General features: G+C 67.5%; 16 protein-coding genes. 3 read left to right on the top strand and 13 right to left on the bottom strand.

Annotation, left to right across the window (positions count from 1 at the left end; all coding sequences use genetic code 11):
• Nucleotide 1 precedes the first annotated feature (1 nt).
• The 3 genes from AC07XB_RS01650 (at nucleotide 2) to AC07XB_RS01640 (ending at nucleotide 4,209) form a co-directional block, all read left to right on the top strand.
• Entirely contained in the window at nucleotides 2-1,762 is a 1,761-nt protein-coding gene (locus AC07XB_RS01650) for a hypothetical protein (protein WP_492827241.1), read from the top strand.
• Nucleotides 1,763-1,805: 43 nt separating this feature from the next.
• The gene (locus tag AC07XB_RS01645) at nucleotides 1,806-2,699 is read left to right on the top strand and encodes a TauD/TfdA dioxygenase family protein (RefSeq protein ID WP_492827243.1); all 894 of its coding nucleotides are present in this window, start codon (nucleotides 1,806-1,808) and stop codon (nucleotides 2,697-2,699) included.
• 88 nt (nucleotides 2,700-2,787) lie between these two features.
• The gene (locus AC07XB_RS01640; protein ID WP_492827245.1) at nucleotides 2,788-4,209 is read left to right on the top strand and encodes an aldehyde dehydrogenase family protein; all 1,422 of its coding nucleotides are present in this window, start codon (nucleotides 2,788-2,790) and stop codon (nucleotides 4,207-4,209) included.
• Between the two features lie 99 nt (nucleotides 4,210-4,308).
• On the opposite strand, the gene AC07XB_RS01635 is transcribed toward AC07XB_RS01640, so the two are convergent.
• From AC07XB_RS01635 to AC07XB_RS01575, 13 genes are all read right to left on the bottom strand, one after another.
• Complete coding sequence (locus tag AC07XB_RS01635) at nucleotides 4,309-5,436, bottom strand: acyl-CoA dehydrogenase family protein (protein WP_492827247.1); 1,128 nt, start codon at nucleotides 5,434-5,436, stop codon at nucleotides 4,309-4,311.
• A gap of 15 nt (nucleotides 5,437-5,451) precedes the next feature.
• Nucleotides 5,452-6,648, bottom strand: a complete 1,197-nt coding sequence (locus tag AC07XB_RS01630; RefSeq protein ID WP_492827249.1) for an acyl-CoA dehydrogenase family protein — start codon at nucleotides 6,646-6,648, stop codon at nucleotides 5,452-5,454.
• A gap of 292 nt (nucleotides 6,649-6,940) precedes the next feature.
• The gene (locus AC07XB_RS01625; RefSeq protein ID WP_492827251.1) at nucleotides 6,941-7,963 is read right to left on the bottom strand and encodes an NAD(P)H-dependent flavin oxidoreductase; all 1,023 of its coding nucleotides are present in this window, start codon (nucleotides 7,961-7,963) and stop codon (nucleotides 6,941-6,943) included.
• 26 nt (nucleotides 7,964-7,989) lie between these two features.
• Nucleotides 7,990-8,784, bottom strand: a complete 795-nt coding sequence (locus tag AC07XB_RS01620) for a crotonase/enoyl-CoA hydratase family protein (RefSeq protein ID WP_492827253.1) — start codon at nucleotides 8,782-8,784, stop codon at nucleotides 7,990-7,992.
• A gap of 45 nt (nucleotides 8,785-8,829) precedes the next feature.
• Nucleotides 8,830-9,525: a hypothetical protein gene (locus tag AC07XB_RS01615; protein ID WP_492827255.1), complete on the bottom strand. Its 696-nt coding sequence runs from the start codon at nucleotides 9,523-9,525 to the stop codon at nucleotides 8,830-8,832.
• The gene (locus tag AC07XB_RS01610; RefSeq protein WP_492827257.1) at nucleotides 9,522-10,523 is read right to left on the bottom strand and encodes an acyl-CoA dehydrogenase family protein; all 1,002 of its coding nucleotides are present in this window, start codon (nucleotides 10,521-10,523) and stop codon (nucleotides 9,522-9,524) included. Before AC07XB_RS01610 ends, AC07XB_RS01615 begins: the two co-directional genes overlap by 4 nt.
• Nucleotides 10,524-10,562: 39 nt before the next feature.
• Entirely contained in the window at nucleotides 10,563-11,720 is a 1,158-nt protein-coding gene (locus tag AC07XB_RS01605; protein WP_492827259.1) for an acyl-CoA dehydrogenase family protein, read from the bottom strand.
• A gap of 83 nt (nucleotides 11,721-11,803) precedes the next feature.
• Nucleotides 11,804-13,369, bottom strand: a complete 1,566-nt coding sequence (locus tag AC07XB_RS01600; RefSeq protein ID WP_492827261.1) for an acyl-CoA synthetase — start codon at nucleotides 13,367-13,369, stop codon at nucleotides 11,804-11,806.
• Nucleotides 13,366-14,301, bottom strand: a complete 936-nt coding sequence (locus AC07XB_RS01595) for an SDR family oxidoreductase (RefSeq protein WP_492827263.1) — start codon at nucleotides 14,299-14,301, stop codon at nucleotides 13,366-13,368. Before AC07XB_RS01595 ends, AC07XB_RS01600 begins: the two co-directional genes overlap by 4 nt.
• Nucleotides 14,302-14,391: 90 nt before the next feature.
• The gene (locus AC07XB_RS01590; RefSeq protein WP_492827265.1) at nucleotides 14,392-15,387 is read right to left on the bottom strand and encodes a Bug family tripartite tricarboxylate transporter substrate binding protein; all 996 of its coding nucleotides are present in this window, start codon (nucleotides 15,385-15,387) and stop codon (nucleotides 14,392-14,394) included.
• Between the two features lie 86 nt (nucleotides 15,388-15,473).
• Nucleotides 15,474-16,661, bottom strand: a complete 1,188-nt coding sequence (locus tag AC07XB_RS01585) for a lipid-transfer protein (protein WP_492827267.1) — start codon at nucleotides 16,659-16,661, stop codon at nucleotides 15,474-15,476.
• Between the two features lie 43 nt (nucleotides 16,662-16,704).
• Complete coding sequence (locus tag AC07XB_RS01580; RefSeq protein ID WP_492827269.1) at nucleotides 16,705-17,844, bottom strand: acyl-CoA dehydrogenase family protein; 1,140 nt, start codon at nucleotides 17,842-17,844, stop codon at nucleotides 16,705-16,707.
• A gap of 147 nt (nucleotides 17,845-17,991) precedes the next feature.
• Nucleotides 17,992-20,775, bottom strand: coding sequence for a winged helix-turn-helix domain-containing protein (locus AC07XB_RS01575; RefSeq protein WP_492827271.1), 2,784 nt, complete (start codon nucleotides 20,773-20,775; stop codon nucleotides 17,992-17,994).
• Between the last annotated feature and the right edge of the window lie 170 nt (nucleotides 20,776-20,945).

The raw sequence follows: 20,945 nt of genomic DNA, 5'->3' as shown, positions 1-20,945 counted from the left end.
GATGAAACTGAAAGCCAACAAAATGAAACCGAGCCGCCTGGCCGCGGCGATGACGCTCGCGGCACTGAGTGCCGCCACCTATGCAGCCCCCCATGCCGCCGCCCCCGCCGGCCCGGTGCCGAATCCCTATCTGGCGCAGTCCTACAACAACCAGACCCACTGGAACGACGCCGCCACCGACAGCGCCGAATTCGCGGTCCCGCGCGGCGCCTTCGAGCTCACGCCGGATTCGGTGCAGGTCATTCCCAATGAGTCAGCAAGCCTGCCTCTCGTCGCCGATCGCGTCGGCGGCAAGGACATCTACTGGTGGTGGGCCGGTTTCTCGCTGCGCAAGGTGGGCGTGGACGGCGGCAAGCTGGTGGAACTCGCCCGCACCGAGATCCCGGTGCATCTGCCGAATTACACGCCGGTCACCGCTGAGCAGCGCCGCGAACAGGCCGCCACCGTGAAGACGTTCCTCGATGCCGGCGACGAGCAGGGTCTGCTCGACTATATGAAATCGCAGCCGAACCGCGCCCTGACGCTGGCCGAAGATCAGGTCGCCAACGGCGCGGTCTATGCGGTACTGGGCCGTGACGACGCTTTCTACGGCTGCAGCGGCCGCCAGATCTTCCGCATCGACCAGGAGGATCCGAAGCAAGCGGGCTCCGGGATGAAAGCGCCGCGCGCCATCACGCTGCCGGCCGCCCTGTTCGACAATGCCAAGGCATCGGGCGGCACACGCAGTCCCGCCGACATCCTGTTCGGCATGGGCATGTCCTACAACGGCTACCTGGTCGTCAATACGCTGGGCGGCAAGGTCATCACCCTGAACCGCGACACGCTGGAAGTGGTCGATGTCTTCACCGTTGCAGGCAAGGACGAACTATTCATGAACAGCTTCGCCACCGGCCCGGAGGCCAACGGCGGCGCGGTGTATGTCGCCTCCAATACGACCATGTACCGCCTGGTGGTGGACCAGGACGGCAAGATCCGCAGCGACGACGCCAGCGGCGCATGGCAGTCGCCCTACGATCGCGGCGTGAGCATGCCGGCGCCGAAGATCGGCGACGGCACCGGCTCGACGCCGACCTTGATGGGTTTCGGCCCGCATGAGGACAAACTGGTCGTCATCACCGACGGCGCAAAGAAGATGCGCCTGGTGGCGTTCTGGCGGGACAAGATCCCCGCGGGCTGGAAGCGCAAGCCCGGCACGCTGTCGCCGCGCATCGCCGACCAGATGGTGGTCGACATGGGGCCGGCGCAGGAGTCGGTGCAGTCGGAGCAATCCGTATCCGGCTTCGGCGACTATGCCTTTGTCGTCAACAACATCCCCACCGGTGGCGCCCCGCAGCTCAGCCCGTCCAGCACCTTCGCCAGCCTGGTCAACGGCGCCACCCGTCCCGGCCCCGCCGGCGTTGCCGCCCTCAAGTGGCAGCAGGGGGCACATGCCTGGAAGATGCAATGGGTGCGCACCGACGTGTCCTCGATCTCGATCGTGCCCATGATCAGCGGCGCCGGCCGCATGGCGATCATCGATGGCTATTTCACCAGCAAGTGGAATGATCGCTACCACATCGGCATGGATCTCGACACCGGCAAGACCGTGATGACAATTCGTACCGGCAGCGACCCGACCTTCAACGGCTTCTACTCGCCGATCAAGATCGATCCGCAGGGCCATATCTTCTACAGCGGCGCGTTCGGGCTGATGCGCCTGGACACCGCGAAGATGCGGCGCGCTACCGCCGCGGCGCAGATCACCACGGCGCAGGGCGGCTGACTCGCGCCATCCCTGTTCCCTTTGATAAGAGAGGAGACACAAGATGCAAGCTGCTGTTACCGCAACCAAGGCGACGGACACTGAAGCCTGGCCCTTCAGCGTCCGGCGGTCCACCCCGACCATCGGCGCGGAGATCGGTGGCATCGACCTGGGCGATCCGCTCGACGACGCCACCTATCTGGCCCTGCGCCGCGCGCTGGTGAAGTTCAAGGTACTGTTCTTCCGCGACCAGGACATCTCGCCGGCCCAGCATGTGGCCGTGGCGCGCCGCTTCGGCGAGCTGGAGATCCACCCCATGATCGGCCACCATCCGGACCATCCGGAGCTGGTGGTGTTTGGCCGCAACGGCGGGCAGCGCGGCCGCGAGAACCTGTACCACTCCGACGTGTCATGGCGCGAAGTCCCGTCCATGGGTTCGATGCTGCGTTGCGTGGAAACGCCTGAGGTGGGCGGCGACACGATCTGGGTCAATATGGCGGCGGCCTATGCCAACCTGCCGGAGGATGTAAAGGCGCGCATTGCCCGGCTCAATGGCGTGCACGATGCGATGCCTACCTTCGGCCAGGCCCTCGCGCACGACAAGTACGAGGCCATGCGCCAGAAGTACCCGCCCGCGGTCCATCCCGTGGTACGCACGCATCCGGAAAGCGGTGAAAAGATCCTCTATGTCAACGAGGGGTTCACGACCCACTTCGCCAACTACGCCAAGGAGCAGCCGTACCGCATCGGCTCCGACTTCCGGCCCGCGGAGATGGACCTGATGCAATACCTCTTCCGCCAGGCTGCCGCGCCCGAGTACCAGGTGCGCCTGAAGTGGCAGCGCAACACCATTGCCTTCTGGGACAACCGCTCCACCCAGCACTACGCAGTACAAGACTACTTCCCGGCGGTCCGGCACATGATGCGGGCGACCGTCATCGGCGAGCGTCCGGTCTGATCCATTCATCCGGCTACTTGTACAACACGTACAACACGTGCAACGCTTGCAACGTGTGCAACTTGTACAAAGCACCAAGGAGAGCGCTATGAAGATGCTGAACCATTTCTATATCAACGGCCACTGGGTCGAACCATCCGCCGGCAGCACGCTGGCGGATATCGTCGACCCGGCCACCGAAGCACCGGCCGGCAAGCTGGCGATGGGCACCGCGGCGGATGTCGACGCAGCCGTTGCGGCAGCGCGGGCCGCCTTCCCGGCGTGGTCCGAATCGAGCCGCGAGGAGCGCATCGCCCTGCTGGAACGCGTGATCGAGTGCTACCGTGCCCGCCTCGGCGACTTCGCCGAGGCGGTGCGTGCCGAGATCGGTGCGCCCATCACGCTGTGCAAGAACGTGCAGGCCCCCATCGGGCTGGCGCAGATCCAGGCCGCAGTGGAAACGCTGCGCCATTTCGAGTTCGAGACCGTCCATGCCAAGAGCTATGTCCGGCGCGAAGCCATCGGCGTCGCGGCGCTGATCACGCCCTGGAACTGGCCGCTGAACCAGATCACCGCCAAGGTGGCGCCAGCGCTGGCCGCGGGCTGCACGGTGGTGCTCAAGCCATCCGAGGTCTCGCCGCTGGACGCCATCGTCTTTGCCGAGATCATGCACAAAGCCGGCACGCCACCCGGCGTCTTCAACATGGTCTACGGCGAAGGCCGCACCGTGGGCGCCGCCCTGTCCTGCCATCCCGACGTGGACATGGTGTCGATCACCGGCTCCACCCGCGCCGGCGTGGAAGTGGCCATGAGCGCCGCGCCCACGGTCAAGCGCGTGGCCCAGGAGCTAGGTGGCAAGTCCGCGCTGATCATCCTTGACGACGCCGAACTGCGGGCCGCGGTGACCAGCGGCGTGGCGCAGTGCATGGCCAACTCCGGGCAGACTTGCGTGGCGCCGACGCGCATGCTGGTGCCGCGCGAACGCTATGAGGAGGCCGTCACCATCGCTGCCGCGGTTGCCAACGCGGTTGTCGTGGGCGACCCGGCCGATCCGGCTACCAAGATGGGCCCGATTTCCAACCGTGGGCAGTACGAGAAAGTGCAGCGCATGATCGGCATCGGCATCGAGGAAGGCGCGCGCGTGGTGGCGGGCGGCCCCGGCCGCCCTGAAGGGCTGGATCGCGGCTTCTATGCCCGGCCCACCGTCTTCGCCGATGTGCGAAACGACATGGTCATCGCACGCGAGGAAATCTTTGGACCCGTGCTGACCATGATCCCGTATGACAGCGAAGAGGAGGCCATTGCGATTGCCAACGACTCCGTGTTTGGCCTGGCTGCCTATATCGCATCGAGCAACCCGGAACGCGCGCGCCGCGTGGCGGCGCGGCTGCGGGTGGGGTCGGTGCGGATCAATGGCGCCATGCTGGACATCACGGTGCCGTTCGGCGGGTACAAGACTTCCGGCAACGGGCGGGAGTATGGTGCCGAGGGGCTCGCCGAGTTCCTGGAGTGCAAGTCGGTGACAGGCTGAAATTTCAAGCACCGCCGTAGCTCCCCTCTCCCATTTCATGGGAGGGGAGCAAACCGGCGTTTTGGCGCCGGCCACTCGCCCCCGTTCAGAACACTGGCGCTACGCGGCCATCGCCACGCAATACCGCCCCAGGTGGTAGTCCGCATCCCCCAGCAGCACATCCATCATCGCCAGCCGCTTGAAGTAGTCCCCCACCTCCAGTTCATCGGTCATGCCCATGCCGCCGTGCAACTGCACCGCTTGCTGGCCGACAAAGCGGCCGGCCCGGGCCACCACCACCTTGGCGCCGGACAACATGCGGCGGCGCGCGGCAAGGTCGGGTTCGGTCAACGCCTGCGCCGCCACATAGGCCATCGACAGCGCCAGTTCAGCCTGTACCAGCATATCGGCCATGCGATGCTGCAAAGCCTGGAAGCTCGCCAGCGGCTTGCCGAACTGATGACGGTTGCGCAGGTACTCGCCGGTGATGGCAATCAGCTTTTCCATCGCGCCCGCCGCTTCCGCGCAGAGCGCGGCAATGCCGTGGTCGATACCGTGCTCGAGCGCCGCCAGGCCATCGGCAGGCTGGCCGATCAGCGCGTCGGCGCCCACCAGCACATTGCTGAGCATCAGGTCCGCGGCATGCAAGCCATCCATGGTGGGATATCCCGTGACGCTCAGGCCGGACGCATCGCGCGGCACCAGGAACAGCGCCAGGTCGTTGCTGCCGGCAATACGGGCGCTGACCAGCAACGCATCGGCAGCCTCGCCGTGCCAGGCCAGCGACTTGACGCCATTGAGCACATAGCCGTCGCCGCGGCGCTCCGCGCTTGCGCGCGCGGCCTCGGGCCGGTAGCGGGTGACGGGTTCCAGATAGGCCAGTGCAAGCACGCGCTCGCCGGCGGCAAGCGCTGGCAGCCAGGCCTGTTGCTGCGCCGTGCTGCCGTACGCGCTGAGCACCGCGGTAGCCATCACCGCGCTGGGGATCACCGGTTCCAGCACCAGGCCCCGGCCCAGTTCGCGCTGCACCACCAGCTGGCTGGCCGCGCCGTGGCCAAAGCCGCCGAACTCCGGCGGCACCGTCAGCCCCAGCACGCCCATCTCGGCCAGCGCCGACCACATCTTGCGGTCGAAACTGCCGCCGCCACGCGCGCTCTTGCGCCGTTGCGTGAAGGTGTATTCCGTATCGACAAACCGGCGCAGGCTGTCCGCCAGCATCTGCTGTTCTTCGCTGTAGGTAAAGTCCATGTCTGCTGAGTCCCTTCAGAAACCGAGGATCATCTTGGCGATGATGTTCTTCTGCACCTCGGTGGCGCCGCCATAGATGGTGGTCTTGCGCATGTCGAAGTAGGTCGAGGCAGCCGGCGCCGCCCAGTCGGGGCCGCTCACCGGCTGCACCGTGCCGGCGTCGAGCCATTGCGGCGCGTATGGCCACGCGTGCGGGCCGGCAACTTCCATCTGCAGCATGGCGAGGTCCTGCTGCAGTTCGGAGCCGCGAATCTTGATGATCGAAGCCTCGGGGCCCGGGCCCCGGCCGCCGTCCTGCGTGATCGCGCGCAGCAACAGCATCTCCAGCGCCATCAGGTCCATCTCCAGGCGGGCGATCTTGTCGCGCATGCGCACGTCCTCGCTCATCGGGCGCCCGGCGCCATCGGTCGCCTGGGCGGCATAGTGCTTGAGCTGGCGCAGTTCGCGGTGGCAGTGGCCGATGCCGGCAATGCCGGTGCGCTCATGGCCAAGCAGGTATTTGGCATAGGTCCAGCCGCGGTTCTCCTCGCCCACCAGGTTGGCGACAGGCACCTCGACGTTCTCGAACCACGTTTCATTGACGTCATGGCTGCCGTCGAGCGTGACGATGGGCCGCACGATGATGCCGGGCGACGTCATGTCGATCAGCAGCATGGAGATGCCCTCCTGCTGCTTGGCCTGCGGATCGGTGCGCACCAGGCAGAAGATCCAGTCGGCGTACTGCGCCATGGTGGTCCAGATCTTCTGGCCGTTGACGATGTAGCGGTCGCCCCGCCGCTCCGCGCGCGTCTTCAGCGAGGCCAGGTCCGAGCCCGAGCCCGGCTCGGAGTAGCCCTGGCACCAGAAATCCTCCATGCCCGGGATGCGCGGCAGGAAGCGCGCCTGTTGCTCGGGGCTGCCGTACTTCATCAGTACCGGGGCAATCATGGTCAGGCCGAACGACAGCAGGCGCGGCGCACCGCCCCGGAAGGTCTCGATCTCGAAAATCAAGCGCTGCATGGCCGTCCAGCCGGTGCCGCCAAACGGCTTCGGCCACGCCGGCGCCCCCCAGCCGTGCGCATGCAGGATGCGGTGCCAGCGCACGTAGTCGTCCTTGCCCAGGCGGCGGTGGCCCAGCACCTTGTCGCGGATATCGGCGGGCAGCTGGTCCTGCACAAAGGCGCGGACTTCCTCCCGGAAGCCTTGTTCCGCCGCGGTGAATCGCAAATCCATTGGCTTGTCCCCTCGTGTTGTCGTGTTGTCGTGTTGTCGTGTTGTCGTGTTGTCGTGTTGTCGTGTTGTCGTGTTGTCGTGTTGTCGCGTTGTCGTGTTGTCGCGTTGTCGTGTTGTCGCGTTGTCGCGTTGTCGCGTTGCCTCGCCGCCCCGGCGATGGCTGCATCGATCCGGGGCTAGCGTGTTTGAAAGCATTCGGTCGCCCCATGCTAGCGACACCGGACAGATCCGGGTGCGCGCCGATGGGTGGGCCACCTATCGGGCGCGATCAGGGCAGGCGTGGGGGACCCGGCTAGGCAGGCATCGCCTGCGTTGGCGCCGCCCGCTCCAGGCGCCCCGCAAATCTCCGTGCCGCATTCGCCGCATCGCGCATCAGCCGCTCCACGATCTCCGCGGCCGGCACGATGCCATCGGCGAAGCCGCCGGCCGGCCCCAGCGAGACGATCCCCGCTTCCACGTCGCCGTCCCGGTACACGCGCTGCCGGGTGCGAGAGGACAGGATCAGGTCGCCGAAGTCGGCATGGCTGCGTGCGCCCCCGGCTTCCAGCCGCTGGACTTCGCGCGCCGTGTCATTGGCCAGGACGCGCCAGGTATCGCCCAGCGAGGACAGGATGGCGGTCGAACACCCTGCGTCGGATTCGACGATCCGCTGCTTCAAGGCATCGTGCGCGATGATCTCCGAGGCCACCATGAAGCGGCTGCCCATGATGACGCCGTCGGCACCCAGCGCGAGCGCGGCGGCAATCTGCCGGCCGTTGCCGATGCCGCCGCCGATCACCATCGGGATGCGGATCTGCTCCAGCGCGAAGGCGCCATTGACGAAGGCCGATAACTGGTTGGCGCCCGGATGGCCGCCCTCCTCCATCCCGACCAGCGCGATCGCGTCCACACCGAGCCGCTCCGCGCTCAGCGCATGGCGCACGCTGGGGCACTTGTGGATCAGGATGCCACCGCCATCGTGGATGGCATCGACCAGCGCCTCGGGCGACGAACCCGCGCTCTCGAAGTGGCGCACGCCCTGCGCCAGCGCGACCTGGATCCACCCGGCGACGTCCTTGTTGGCACCCGGACGGCGCGACAGCGTCAGGTTCACGCCGAACGGCCGCCCCTTTGTCAGCGCCCGGCAGCGGCGTAGGTCAGCGCGCAAGGCCTCCGGGTTGTCGAACGAGCGCGCGGTGATGAAGCCCATGGCGCCCGCATTGACCACCGCGGCAACGATGCCGGACTCGCCCAGGTGATGCATGCCGCCTAGCAGCAGCGGATGACGGATGCCGAAGAGTTCGGTGATCCGCGTGTGGAAATTCGGTTCTGTCATGGCGTGGCGATGGCTTGCGCCTTCGCTTATCCCTTGAACAACGGGGAACGCTTGTCGACAAAGGCGGAGACCGCTTCCCGATGGTCTTCCGTCTGGTGCGACAGCGCCTGGAAGGCCGCGGATATCTCCAGCAAGGTGTCCAGACGGGTATGCATCCCTTCGCGCAGCAACCGCTTGGCCAGACGCACGGCATGCGGCGGGTTGGCGGCAATCGCTTGCGCGATGCCGTAGGCGGTCGGCAGAAGTTCTTCCGCCGGCACCACGCGCGACACCAGGTTCCATTCCAGCGCCTGGCGCGCATCGATGATCTGGCCGGTAAAGGTCAGCTCCGCCGCGCGCGACATGCCGATGATGCGCGGCAGCAGCCACGCGCCGCCGTCGCCGGGAATGATGCCCAGCTTGACGAAGCTCTCGGCGAACCTGGCCTGCTCCGAGGCGACGCGGATGTCGCACATGCACGTCAGGTCCAGCCCCGCGCCGATGGCGGCGCCGTTGACCGCAGCGATCAGCGGCACTTCCAGGTTGAACAGGGCCAGCGGCAAGCGCTGGATGCCGCGCCGGTATTCCTGCCGGATCTCCATGCCGGGCACCTCGCCAGAGGCATGGCGCCCCATGTCGCGGACATTGCCGCCCGACGAGAATGCCGAGCCGCTACCGGTGATCACCACCGCGCGCACGGAGCGGTCGTCCTGGATCCGGTCCACGGCCGCAAGAAACTCCTGCACGGCGGTGTTGCCGGTCAGCGGATTGCGGCGCTCCGGCTCGTTCATGGTCAGCGTGACGATGTGACCATCCTGCTCGTACTTCAGAAAATCGGACATGGGCTTGTTCTCCTCGCGACTTCAGTCGCTGCGTCAATGACTGCCTCAATCGTGTTGAGCCGGTGCGGCGTGGCGGGTCACGGTCCAGCCGGTGAACGGATCCGAGACGCTCCAGCGCCGGGTCCACCGCGTGTTGCACGCGCGGCACTGGTGCTCCTTGGTCTGGCACACCACGCCCGCGCCAAAACTGCGCCAGCGCACGTCGCCAACCGGGCGCAGCGCGGCATGGCCATTCGCGCAGCGCGCATCGTGGCGCAGGCTTTCGCACCGCGCGCACAGGTCCGGCACCGGCGGTGCCGACACCGGGCTGGCCGCCATCGGCAGGGGTGCGGGGGCCTGCGCGGGGGCCTGCGCGGGGGCCTGCTCGGGGGCCTGCTCGGGGGCCTGCATTCCGGGGGCGTGACCTCGCCGCGCCTGGATACGGCGCAGCGAAGCCCAGAACAGCGCGCGCAGCGCATCGGACCCGCTCTGCTGGGCCGCCACCTGGCAGCGCTCGGCATGATGCTGCATTGCCATGCCAAACTCCGTCGCGGATGCGAAACAGACGACCCGCGTATGGGGATCGCCGTCCTCGATCCACCTGTCGAACAAGCCGGCCAGATGCTGGTAGTAGTCTTCCGTGCCGTTCGCAGCCCTTTTGAGGGTGAGCTTGTGGGCGAGCCGGCTGCGCTCGCGAACTTGCAACCTGAGTTCGCTGAGGATCGGCAGCAGCCGCTCGGCGGGCCGGCTTCGCGTGTTCATGCTGCGACGGCGCCGAGCGTCGTCCTTGCGAAATCCGCCACCGAGGCCTGCGCCCGGGCCAGCAGGGCCTCGCCCACCAGCTGGTTCCAGAACGTCTCCGCGCCATCCGCCGCACGCCATTCATGCAGCCGGCGGGTGTAGAGCTGGAGATCGTATTCCTCGGTCACGCCAATGGCGCCGTGCAGGGCGTGCGCGGCCGCTGCCACCAGCGGCACCGCCATGCTGGTGCGCGCCTTGGCCATGGCCGCCGGCAGCCGTTCCGGCACGTTGCCCGCACTGCTGAATGCCGTTTCGGCCGCAATGCCGGCCGATGCCACATGCTGGGCCATCACGCTCAGCTGATGCTGCACGGCCTGGAACTTACCGATCGACTTGCCAAACTGCGAGCGGTCGTTGCAGTACTGCAGCGTCATGCTGAACACGCGATCCAGCGCACCGGCGATGGCCGCAGCGTGAATCGCCGCGCTGAACAGGCGGACTTCCTCGCCGTTCCCACCGAGTGCGGCAGGCACTGCGTCCTGGCGCCAGGACAGCGTGCCGCACAGGCTGCCGCGCACACCCGTGGCCGTGCGTTGCGCTTGCGCGGCATCGAGCAGCAGCAAGTAGCCGTCCACGTCCGCGAGCACATGGTCGCTGGTCATGCCGAACGGCACGAGCGCCGCGCGCAGCGAGCCATCCGGCGCGCGCCGGCAGGCCCCGGCCAGCGTGATCATGCCGGCCGGGGCCGGCACGCCCGCCTCGCGCAGCAGCGCACGCGCCGCGATGCTCTGCGCTGCCGGCACCGGCACCGCGTAGCGCCCGAAGGCGGTAAAGATGGGCGCCAGCGCCGGCAGCGGCAGCCCGGCGCCACCAGCGGCCTCGGGCGCCAGCAGTTCCAGGAAACCCGCCTCTTCCAGCGCGCCCCAGACCGCGGTGGACGCCGCGCCGCTCTCGATGGCCCGCACGGCTTGCGGTGTGACCCGGTCGCGCAGGATTTGCTCAATGGCTTCGGTAAACATGTGTCTCTCTTTCTATTTCGTAGGCATGGAGCCGTAAGCTCAGCGCAAACCCAGGCCACGCGCGATCATGCCGCGCAGCACTTCGCGCGTGCCGCCGCGCAGCGAGAACGTCGGCGAGATCTGGCTGAGATAAGCCACCGTGCGATACAGCTCGGCGTCGACCTCCTGCCCGGGATCCGCGGCGATCGCGGCTTCCAGCAGCGCCGGGATGGCTTGCTCGAACTCCGTGCCGATGTCCTTGACCAGCGCCGCCTCCACGATCGGGCTCTCGCCGCGCGCCAGGCGGGCCGTGACCGCCACCGACAGGCTGCGCAAGGTGGCCAGTTGCGTGGCGAAGCTGCCCAGCAAAACCGTATCGGCATCGCTGGCGCCGTGCCGGCGCAGGTGCTCGGCCCAGCAGTCGATCAGCACGATGCTGGAGTAGATGCGCTCGGGGCCGCTGCGCTCGAAAGCCAGCTCCGCCGTGACCTGCTCCCAGCCCCCGCCCTCGTTGCCGATCAGCGTGCCGTCGGCCAGGAAAACGTCATCGAACGTCACCTCCGAGAAATGCGCGTCGCCGGTCAGGTCGACGATGGGCCGCACGTTCACGCCGGGCAGCGACAGGTCGACGATACATTGCGAGAGACCCTTCTGGCGGTCTTCCGGCACGCCGGACGAGCGCACCAGCGCGATCATGTAGTGGCAGTGATGCGCGTTGGTGGTCCAGATCTTGCGGCCGTTCAGGCGCCAGCCGCCTTCGCAGCGGGTGACGCGCGTGCGCACGCTGGCCAGGTCCGAGCCGGCGTTCGGCTCGCTCATGCCAATGCAGAAGAAGGCGGTGCCCGCGCAGATCCGGGACAGGTAGAAATCCTTCTGCGCCTCGGTGCCGTATTTCAAGATCAGCGGACCGCTCTGGCGATCGGCCACCCAGTGCGCGGCGACCGGCGCGCCGGCGGCCAGCAGTTCCTCCACCAGCACGAAGCGCCGGAACGCATCCATGCCCGCGCCGCCGTAGCTGGCGGGCAGGGTCAGCCCGACCCAGCCGCGCTGGGCCAGGCGCCGGCTGAAAGCGGCGTCGAAGCCCAGCCACGAGCGCGCGCGGATATCGGCGGTCGCGTCCGGCAGGTTTTCCTTGAGGAAATCCTTCACTTGCGCGCGGAAGGCCTCTGCCTCGGGAGGCAGGGCCGTCAGGTGGAAGGCATCAAGCAGATTGCTCACTTCTTGCTCCAGGTTGCGGTGCGGGCGGGTCGGACGGCGCTACAGGCTACCGGCTACCGGCCCGCCATATCGTCATTCGGCTTTCAGGCCGCGGTGCCGGGCGCCTTCCAGTAGCGATCCCGCAGCGGCTGCTTATAGAGCTTTCCGGTCGGCAGGCGCGGCATGGTGTCGATGAAGTCGATCGAGCGCGGCACCATATAGCGGGCCACCTTGGTGCGCAGGTAGGCCAGCAGTTCCTCGGCCAGTTCCGCCGACGGCGCGACGCCGCTGGCGGGCTCGACGATCGCCTTGACCTCCTCGCCCATCTCCGGGTTCGGCACGCCGATCACCGCCGCGTCGCCCACGCTCGGGTGGACCACCAGCGCGTCCTCGATGGCCTGCGGGTAGATGTTGACGCCGCCCGAGATGATCATGAACGCCTTGCGGTCGGTCAGGTAGAGATAGCCGTGCGCATCCAGGCGGCCAACGTCGCCCACCGCGGTCCAGGTCGGATGCACGGGGTGCTGCGCCGAGCGGGTCTTCCCGGGGTCGTTGTGGTAGTGGAACGGGAGCTGGTCGCGCTCGAAGTACACCATCCCGGTTTCCCCCACCGGCAGCTCATTGCCCTCGTCGTCGCAGATATGGAGCACACCCAGCAAGGCACTGCCGACCGAGCCCGGGTGGGCCAGCCATTCCTGCGTGTCGAGCGTGGTCACGCCGTTGCCTTCGGTGGCCGCGTAGTACTCATGCAGGATTGGCCCCCACCAGTCGATCATCTGGCGCTTCACGTCCTGCGGGCACGGCGCCGCGGCGTGAATGGCCACGCGGTGGCTGGACAGGTCGAAGCCCTGGCGCTGCTCCGCCTCCAGCTTGAGCATGCGGATAAACATGGTCGGCACCCACTGGCTGTGGGTGACGCGATAGCGCTCGATCATGCGCAAGGCTTCCACCGCGTCGAACTTCTCCATGAAGACGATGGTGCCGCCGCAGAACTGCGTCTCCAGCCCGTAGCCCAGCGGCGCGGTGTGATACAGCGGGGCCGGCGACAGGTAGATGGTCTGCGCGTCGAAGCCGTAGCGCTCGAACTGGGGGCGGCGCGCCGAGCCGGAGCCCTCCGTGACCATGCCGTTGGGCTGGTTGCGGATGATCCCCTTGGGCCGCCCGGTGGTGCCCGAGCTGTAGATCATGGTGGCGCCCATCCATTCCTCGGCCAGGCGCTCGGCAGGATAGGCCTGCGTGGTTTCCTCGTAGCTGTGCCAGCCGGGGATCGTGCCATCCATCATCAGTTGCAGGCGGCAGGTGGGCATCTGGCCGGACAGCTGCGCCGCCAGCTCGCGCATGGCGTAGGAGGTCACCACCACCTGGGCGTTGCTGTCCTGGATGATGTAGGCCGCTTCCGGCGCGGTCAGGAAGCGGTTGACCGGGGTGATCATCAGCCCCGAGCGCAGCACAGCCCAGCACAGCTCGAAGCAACGCATATTGTTCTCGAGCACCATGGCGATATGGTCGCCGCGCCGAAGGCCGAGCGCATGCAGGCACTGGGCAAAGCGGTTGGAGCGCGCGTCGAGCTCGCGGTAGGTCAGGATCTCGCCAGTGGTGCCGTTGATGGCGGCCGGCTTATCCGGCGTCAGCTCGGCGTGGTCGCCCAGGTATTTCGGGATCCTGGTCATCGCGCCGCTCCCGGGATCTCGCCGGAGGTGTCGGCATTGGCCGCAGCCTGGCGTACCAGCTCGGGGATCCGCGTGCCCAGCTCTTCGGCCAGCCAGCGGCCTTCCTTTTCCATGCGCGGGCCGGCATGCCAGCCCTCGGCCACGGTGATGCGGCCGCCGCGTACGCCGAACACGCGCCCGGTGATATCGCTCGACTCGGTGCTGCCCAGCCACGCCACCAGCGGCGCCACGTTGCCGGCGTCAAGCGGATCGAAGCCCGGCGCCGCCCCGGCCGTGAACTCGGCGCGCCGGGCCGCGAAGATGTCTTCGGTCAGGCGGCTCATCGCGGTCGGGTAGATCGCGTTGACCGTCACGCCATAGCGGTCCAGCTCGCGCGAGGCAATCACCGACATCGCGGCAATGCCCGCCTTGGCCGCGCCGTAGTTGGCCTGGCCCGCGTTGCAGTACAGGCCCGACGACGAGCTGGTATTGATCAGGCGCGCCACGCGCTGGCGGCCTGCCTTGGACTCCTCGCGCCAGTACGCGGCGGCATGGCGCGACGGCGCGAAGGTGCCGCGCATATGCACGCGGATCACCGAATCCCAGTCTTCCTCGGTCATGTTGACCAGCGTGCGGTCGCGCAGGATGCCGGCGTTGTTGACCAGCACATCCAGCCCGCCAAACTCGCGGATGGCGGCGTCGATCACATTCTTCGCGCCAGCCCAGTCGGCCACGTCGTCGAAGTTGGCCAGGGCCTCGCCGCCCATCGCCCGGATCTGCGCGATCACTTCCAGCGCGGGTCCGCTGGCCGCGCCCGAACCATCGCCTTTCCCGCCCAGGTCGTTGACGACCACCTTGGCGCCCTGCCGCGCGAACTCCAGCGCGTACTCGCGCCCCAGGCCCCGGCCAGCGCCGGTGATGACGACAACGCGATCCTTGCAAAGCTGTTGCATGGCGAATCCTTGATTGCTAATTCTGTGGTTCATCGGGCTTGTGTGTGAGGCATTCCATCGCTGAGCGCAACCCAGCGCCGGCTTGCAGCCTTAGCGCGCGCTGACGTCGTAGGTCTTGACCAATTGCCGGTAGCGCACCATTTCCGAGCCGATCATGGTGGTCATCTGCTTGCCCGACTGGCCGATCACTTCGGCATACGCCGTGCGCGCGGCGAACTCCTTGAACTCCGGCTTGTCGATCACCTTGAGCAAAGCCATTTCAAGCTTGTGCGCAATGGGTTCCGGCGTCTTGCTGCTGACGCCAAAGCCAATCCACACGGACAGCTCATAGTTGGGCAGGCCGCTCTCGCGCACCGTAGGCACAGCCGGCAGCTCCGGATGGCGGGCCTTGCCGGTCACTGCCAGCGGCCGCAGCTTGCCGGCGCGAATCAGCGGTAGCGCACCGCCCACGTCCATCAGCGCCAGGTCCACCGATCCGCCCATCAGGTCCGACTGCACCTGCGACGCGCCCTTGTAGGGAATGTGGTTGAACTCCACGCCCGCCATCTGCTGCATCTGCAGCCCGCCCAGGCGGTAGTGGTAGCTGTAGTTGGCCATGCTGACCGCCCTGGCCTTCTTGCGGGCGGCGCCCAGCACATCGTCGAAGGTCTTGAAGGCAGAGGCAGCACCCGTCACCAGCACCGAGGTGCTGCGGATGGCGCTGGCCAGCGGGCGGATATCGCGCTGCGGATCATAAGGCAGGCTGTCATGCACCAGCGGGTTGATCACCATGGAGCTCGGCGTGATCAGCAGGATGCTGTAGCCGTCAGCCGGCGCGTTGAGCAGGCTCTGCACGGCGATCAGCGTATCCGCGCCGGGACGGTTTTCCACAATGCCGGGCTGGCCCAGCTCCTTGCCCACCTGGTCCGCCACGAAACGGGTCACGGTGTCCGAGCCGCTGCCCTGGGTCAGCGGCACGATGAAGCGCAGCGGGCGCGACGGGAAGTTGTCGGCAGTCGCGGCGGAAGGCGCGGCGGCCAGCGCCGGCACCATCATCGAGATGGCCAGGCCAACGCCAAGCAGGCGCATCGGTAGCGAGATCTTCATTTTCTGTCTCCAATCTGGATGCGGCGGCCGGCTCGTGCCGGCTTGCAGCTCGCATCTCTATCGCTTCGGGCGGACTTGCCCTTGCCTCAGTTCTTGCCGTACAGGGTCACCACGCAAGCGCCGCCAAGGCCCAGGTTGTGCTGCAGCGCGAGCTTCGCATCCTTGACCTGGCGCTGGTCGGCGGTGCCGCGCAGCTGGTGGGTCAGCTCATAGCATTGCGCCAACCCCGTGGCGCCCAGCGGGTGCCCCTTGGAGAGCAGGCCGCCCGATGGGTTGACCACAACCTGGCCGCCGTAGGTGTTGCCGCCGTCCATCACGAACTTCTCCGCGCCGCCTTCGGGGCAGAAGCCAAGCGCTTCGTAGCAGATGACCTCGTTCTGCGCGAAGCAGTCATGCAGCTCGCACACATCGATGTCTTCCGGGCCGATGCCGGCCTTCTCATACACGTTGTTGGCTGCCGAGCGCGTCATATGCGTGCCGACATAGTTCAGCATCGACGGCGGGTCGAACGAGGCGGGTGGATCGGTGGTGAGCGACTGGGCCACGATCTGCACGTCGGTGCGCAGGCCGTGCTTTTTGGCAAAGCGCTCCGACACCAGGATGGCGGCAGCACCGCCGCAGGTCGGTGGGCAAGCCATCAGGCGCGTCAGCACGCCGGGGAACAGCACGGTGTCGTTCATCACGTCTTCGGTGGTCACCACCTTGCGGAACAGCGCCAGCGGGTTGTTGGCGGCGTGGCGGCTGGCCTTGGCGCGCACCGCCGCAAAGGTTTCCAGGCGCGCGCCATAGCGCTGCATGTATTCGCGGCCGGCGCCACCAAAGGTGCGCACCGCCTGCGGCAGGTGGGCCATATCCGCAGTCAGGCCGTGCATGATCGGCTGGAAGCGCGCGCGGGTGACCGGGCGGTCATCCCAGTGCGACTTCAGCGCGCCGGCCTGCATCTGCTCGAAACCCACCGCCAGCACGCAGTCGGCGTCGCCCATGGCAATGGCCTGGCGCGCCAGGTAGAGCGCGGTGGAGCCGGTGGAGCAGTTGTTGTTGACGTTGACGATGGGGATGCCCGTCATGCCCACCTCGTACAGCGCGGTCTGGCCGCAGGTGGAGTCGCCATAGACGTAGCCGGCGAAGGCCTGCTGCACCAGGTCGTAGCCGATGCCGGCATCGGCCAGCGCGCGGCGCACGGCTTCGGCGCCCATCTCGGTGTAGCTCAGGCTTGCGCCGGGCTTGGCGAACGGGATCATGCCCACGCCGCCGACTAGTACTTTTTCGCTCATGATGGTTTCCTGGATCAGGGTATGTTCGGTATGCCTGTGCGGCTTAGAGCTTGCGGGCGATCAGGTCGCGCAGCACTTCGCTGGTGCCGCCGAAGATGCGGGTCACGCGCATGTCGACAAAGGCGCGCGCGATCGGGTACTCCAGCATGTAGCCGTAGCCGCCATGCAGCTGCACCATTTCGTCGATGCACTTCCACATGGTCTCGGTGGCGAAGAGCTTGGCGATGGCCGCCTCCTGCAGCGTGAGCTTGCGCTCCATGTGCTGGGCGATGTAGTAGTCCACCATCGTGCGCACGGCCACGGCCTGCGCCTTGACGTCGGCGAGCTTGAACTTGGTGTTCTGGAAGTCCCACACCGTCTGGTTGAAGGCGCGGCGGTCCTTGACGTATTGCACGGTCAGTTCCAGCTGGCGCTCCAGCCTTGCCGCGCAGTACACCGCGATGATCAGGCGCTCCTGGGGCAGTTCTTCCATCAGGTGGATAAAGCCGCCGTTCTCATTGCCGATCAGGTTGCTGGCCGGCACGCGCACGTTGTCGAAGAACAGCTCGGCGGTATCGGCGGCGCGCTGGCCCACCTTCTCCAGCTTGCGGCCACGGCGGAACCCCTCGCGGTCGGCTTCCACCATGATCAGGCTCACCCCCTTGGCGCCGGCCTTGGGGTCGGTCTTGCAGACCACCACGACCATATCGGCGTTCAGGCCGTTGGAGATAAAGGTCTTGCTGCCGTTGATGATGAAGTCATCGCCATCGCGCACGGCGGTGGTCCGGATCGACTTCAGGTCGGAACCGGTGCCGGGCTCGGTCATGGCGATCGCCAGGATCTTCTCGCCGCGGCAGATCGGGGGCAGCCATTTGCGCTTCTGCTCTTCGGTGCCCAGGCGCACGACATACGGCGCCGTGATGTCCGAGTGCACCGAGAAGCTGGGGCCGGAGATGCCGGAGCGGTGGTACTCCTCGGCCAGCACCGCCGAGTGACCGAAATCGCCTCCACCGCCGCCGTACTCCTCGGGAACGGTCACGCACAGCAGGCCGTCGCGGCCAGCCTTGAGCCAGGTCTCGCGATCGACCAGGCCGTCCCGGTCCCACTGCGCCTGACGCGGCAGGCATTCACGCTCGAAGAAGCGGCGCGCGGTTTCCCGCAGCATTTCATGGTCGTCGCGATAGACGGTGCGCTTGATTTCCACCAGAGGCTCCTCATTGATCGGGTTGCCAGGCCAGCGTCCTTCGTGGGAGCCCGGGTGAGTCCGGACCGGGGATCGCTGCCTTGATGGAAGTATTCTGGGCGCCGGGCGGGAGAAAGTACCCACCCCGGTGGAGTAGGGGTGGGGACTTTAGCGGCTGGCGTGGGGGTGCTGCGGCTGGGCGATGTTGAGGTCGCGCATGCGGGCCACCGCTTCATCGCGGCCGGAAACATCGAGCTTGCCGTAGATGTTCTTCAGGTGCCACTTGACGGTGTCCAGCGAAACGCCGAGGACCCGCGCGATCTTCTTGTTGGGCAACGCCTGTGCGAGCAGGCCGAGCACTTCGTTCTCGCGCTCGCTGAGGCTGTCGAGCGCCGGATTGGCCGCGGCGGGGGCACGCAGCGCCACCTCCAGTTCGGCCGGGGCCTGGGCCGTGGCCGCCAGCAGCCGCTGCGCATAGAAGCCGAGCACGGGGTCGAACCCCTCTTCCACCGCCAGCGTTTCGAGCATGCCTCGCAAGCGCGGGGACACGTCCAGCAAGCTGCGCATCAGTCCAAGCCGGTGCCCCAGGCGCAGGGCTTCCACCAGGTGCCGGCGAGCACCCTCGCAATTGCCGCGGCCTTGCTCGGCAAGCGCCATCTGCACGCGCAGGCTGGCCACGCGGCACCAGCGGCCGCCGGCCTCGGACAGCGCGTTAAGCGTCGCAAGGCGTGCGATGGCGCCGTCGAAATCGTTGTGATGCAGGCACATGCGGATACGCGTCACCTGGGCGCAGACGCTGATTTCCCACGCGGTGCTGCGGGCCGCGCCCGAATAGCGCGCGGCCAGCGCTTCCAGGCGCAACAGGACGGCGTCCGCCGCGTCGACTTCGCCCTCCTCCAGCAGCCAGCGCGCGCGCCGATAAAGCACATTGGCCAGCAGGCGGTCCACGCGATGGCGCGCCGCGTAATCCTCAAGGCGGTCCAGGCAGGCGCGCGCCTCCAGCCGGCGTCCACCCAGCCAGTGCGCATTGGCCAGCACTGTCAGGCCCCGCAGTACGGTATCCGGGATCGAGACGCGCTCCAGCACGTCGATGCGCTTTTCCAGCAATTCGCGCGCGGCGTCGACATCGTTGAGCTCATAGAGCGCCTCGCCAAGCAGCGCCGCGGCCATGCAGGCAATGCCGATGTAGGCGGGGCCTTGCTGCTCTGCCTCGGCCAGCACGTCGCAGAAGATGCGCTCGGCCAGCAGGAACTGGCCCTCGGCGGCGTGGGTCATGCCGCCCATGCAGCGTCCCAGCAGGACGCCGCGCGGCGCGCCGCCGTGCAGCGCGCCGTCTTCCAGCACCCTGCGTGCCTGCTTGTATTCGCCGCGGTGGATAAACATCCACGACAGGATGTTGCCGCGCCCGGCATAGGTGAAATCATCGGCGTCAGGCGGCACGCGCTGCAACTCCGGCAGCAACGCGACCACCGAGTCGGTGTCGTCGCGCTGCAGCGCCAGCCCGCCGCGCAGCAGCGCCAGCGCATAGCGCTGCCTGGGCCCGAGCCGGTCATGCTGGGCGGCCATCTGCGCGATGCTCTGCCTGAGCGCGTCAACCTCGCCGGCATACATCTGCAGGTAGGCCAGCACCAGGTGCAGGTCGAAGCGGGCCGTGACCTGTTCCGGCGGCAGCTGGCGCACCAGGCCTGCCAGCTGGCTGAGTTCCCCGCGCGCCAGCAGGTCGTGCGCGCACGTCTGCACCAGGTCCGCCGCGGCGGCCGCGTCGCCGGCCTGGACGGCATGGCGCACCGCTTCGTCGACGTGCCCCTGGGCGCCAAACCAGTGCCAGGCGGCCGCGTGCAGCACGTGCTGCTCGGCGCTCGGCAGGCCTGCCAGCCGGCTGAGCAGGACTTCGCGCAACAGCGGGTGCAGGCGATACCAGGTTTCGCCATCCTGGCCGCTGCCGATCTGCGTGATGAACAAGTCGTCCGCGTCAAGGTGCGCCAGCCGCACGGCAATCTCGCCGGCATCATCCGGGCGGCCCAGCAGCGTGGCGCACAGGGAGGCGCAAAAGCGGTGGCAGACGGCCATGCGCGTCAGCAAATGCAGCTCATCGCTGGTCAGGCGCACCAGCACCTCACGCTCGAAATAGCTGGCGAACGTCTGCGCATCGCGCACCTGCACCCGCGCATAGGCCGCCCCTTGCTTGCCCTTGAGATCGATCGCGAACAGCTGGAGGCCGGCCGCCCAGCCGCCGGTCAGTTCGTGCAGCACCTGCGCGTCGCGCTTGTCGATGCGGCCAAGCTGGTCGCGCAGGAAGCGCTCGGACTCCTCCGGCGAGAAGCGCAGGTCGCGCAGGTCGAGTTCGGTCGCCAGGCCCTGGTTGCGCAGGCGCGCCAGCGACAGCGGCAGCGCGTTGCGCGAGGCCAGCGCCACATGCAGGTGGGGCGGCGCGTAGTCGAGCAGCCAGCGCAGCGCCTGGAAGATCCGGGGGTCGTCAAGCAAGTGGACGTCGTCCAGCATCAACACCAGTTCGCGCCGGCGGCTGGCAATGCCGCGCACCAGCGTGATCACCCAATGCTCCGCCGCGGACTCGTCGCCATCGCGCCCCATCAGGATGGCCGCTTCGCGCACCATGGCCGCATCCACCGCGGCGAGGCTGGCCAGCAGGCCATTGAAGAAGCTGGTCAGGTCATTGTCTTCCGGCGCCAGCGAGAGCCACGCCACATCGAAATCCAGCGTCAGCAAGGCCTGCCGCCAGGCCAGCAAGGTGCTGGTCTTGGCGCTGCCCGCCGGCCCCTGGATCACCACGCAGCGCTGGCGGCGCGCTTCCAGCAGGCGCGCCATCAGGGCCTCGCGGGGCATCAGGTGGCGCGCCCCGCGCGGCGGCGTGAGTTTGGTGGGCGTGATTGGCTGGACCGGGCGCTCGGGTGAAGCGCGCGTTCCCGCCCGCTGCTCGCCGGAGTCGGACATGCTGGAAAGCCTTTTAAGCGCTGCTTTCCGGGTTGGGGGCAGCGTGCCATCGCAAAGGAATCTGGTGCCTGGATTATAGGGGCCGGATATGCCGTTGCGGACGCCCGGGGTGGCCGCCTACCCGACGCGGGTAGGTCCGCGCATGGCCGCAATTTGTTCTACTTTGCCCC

This window comes from Cupriavidus sp. GW821-FHT02F09 (assembly GCF_059421605.1).
This window is presented reverse-complemented; position numbering and strand designations above follow the sequence as displayed.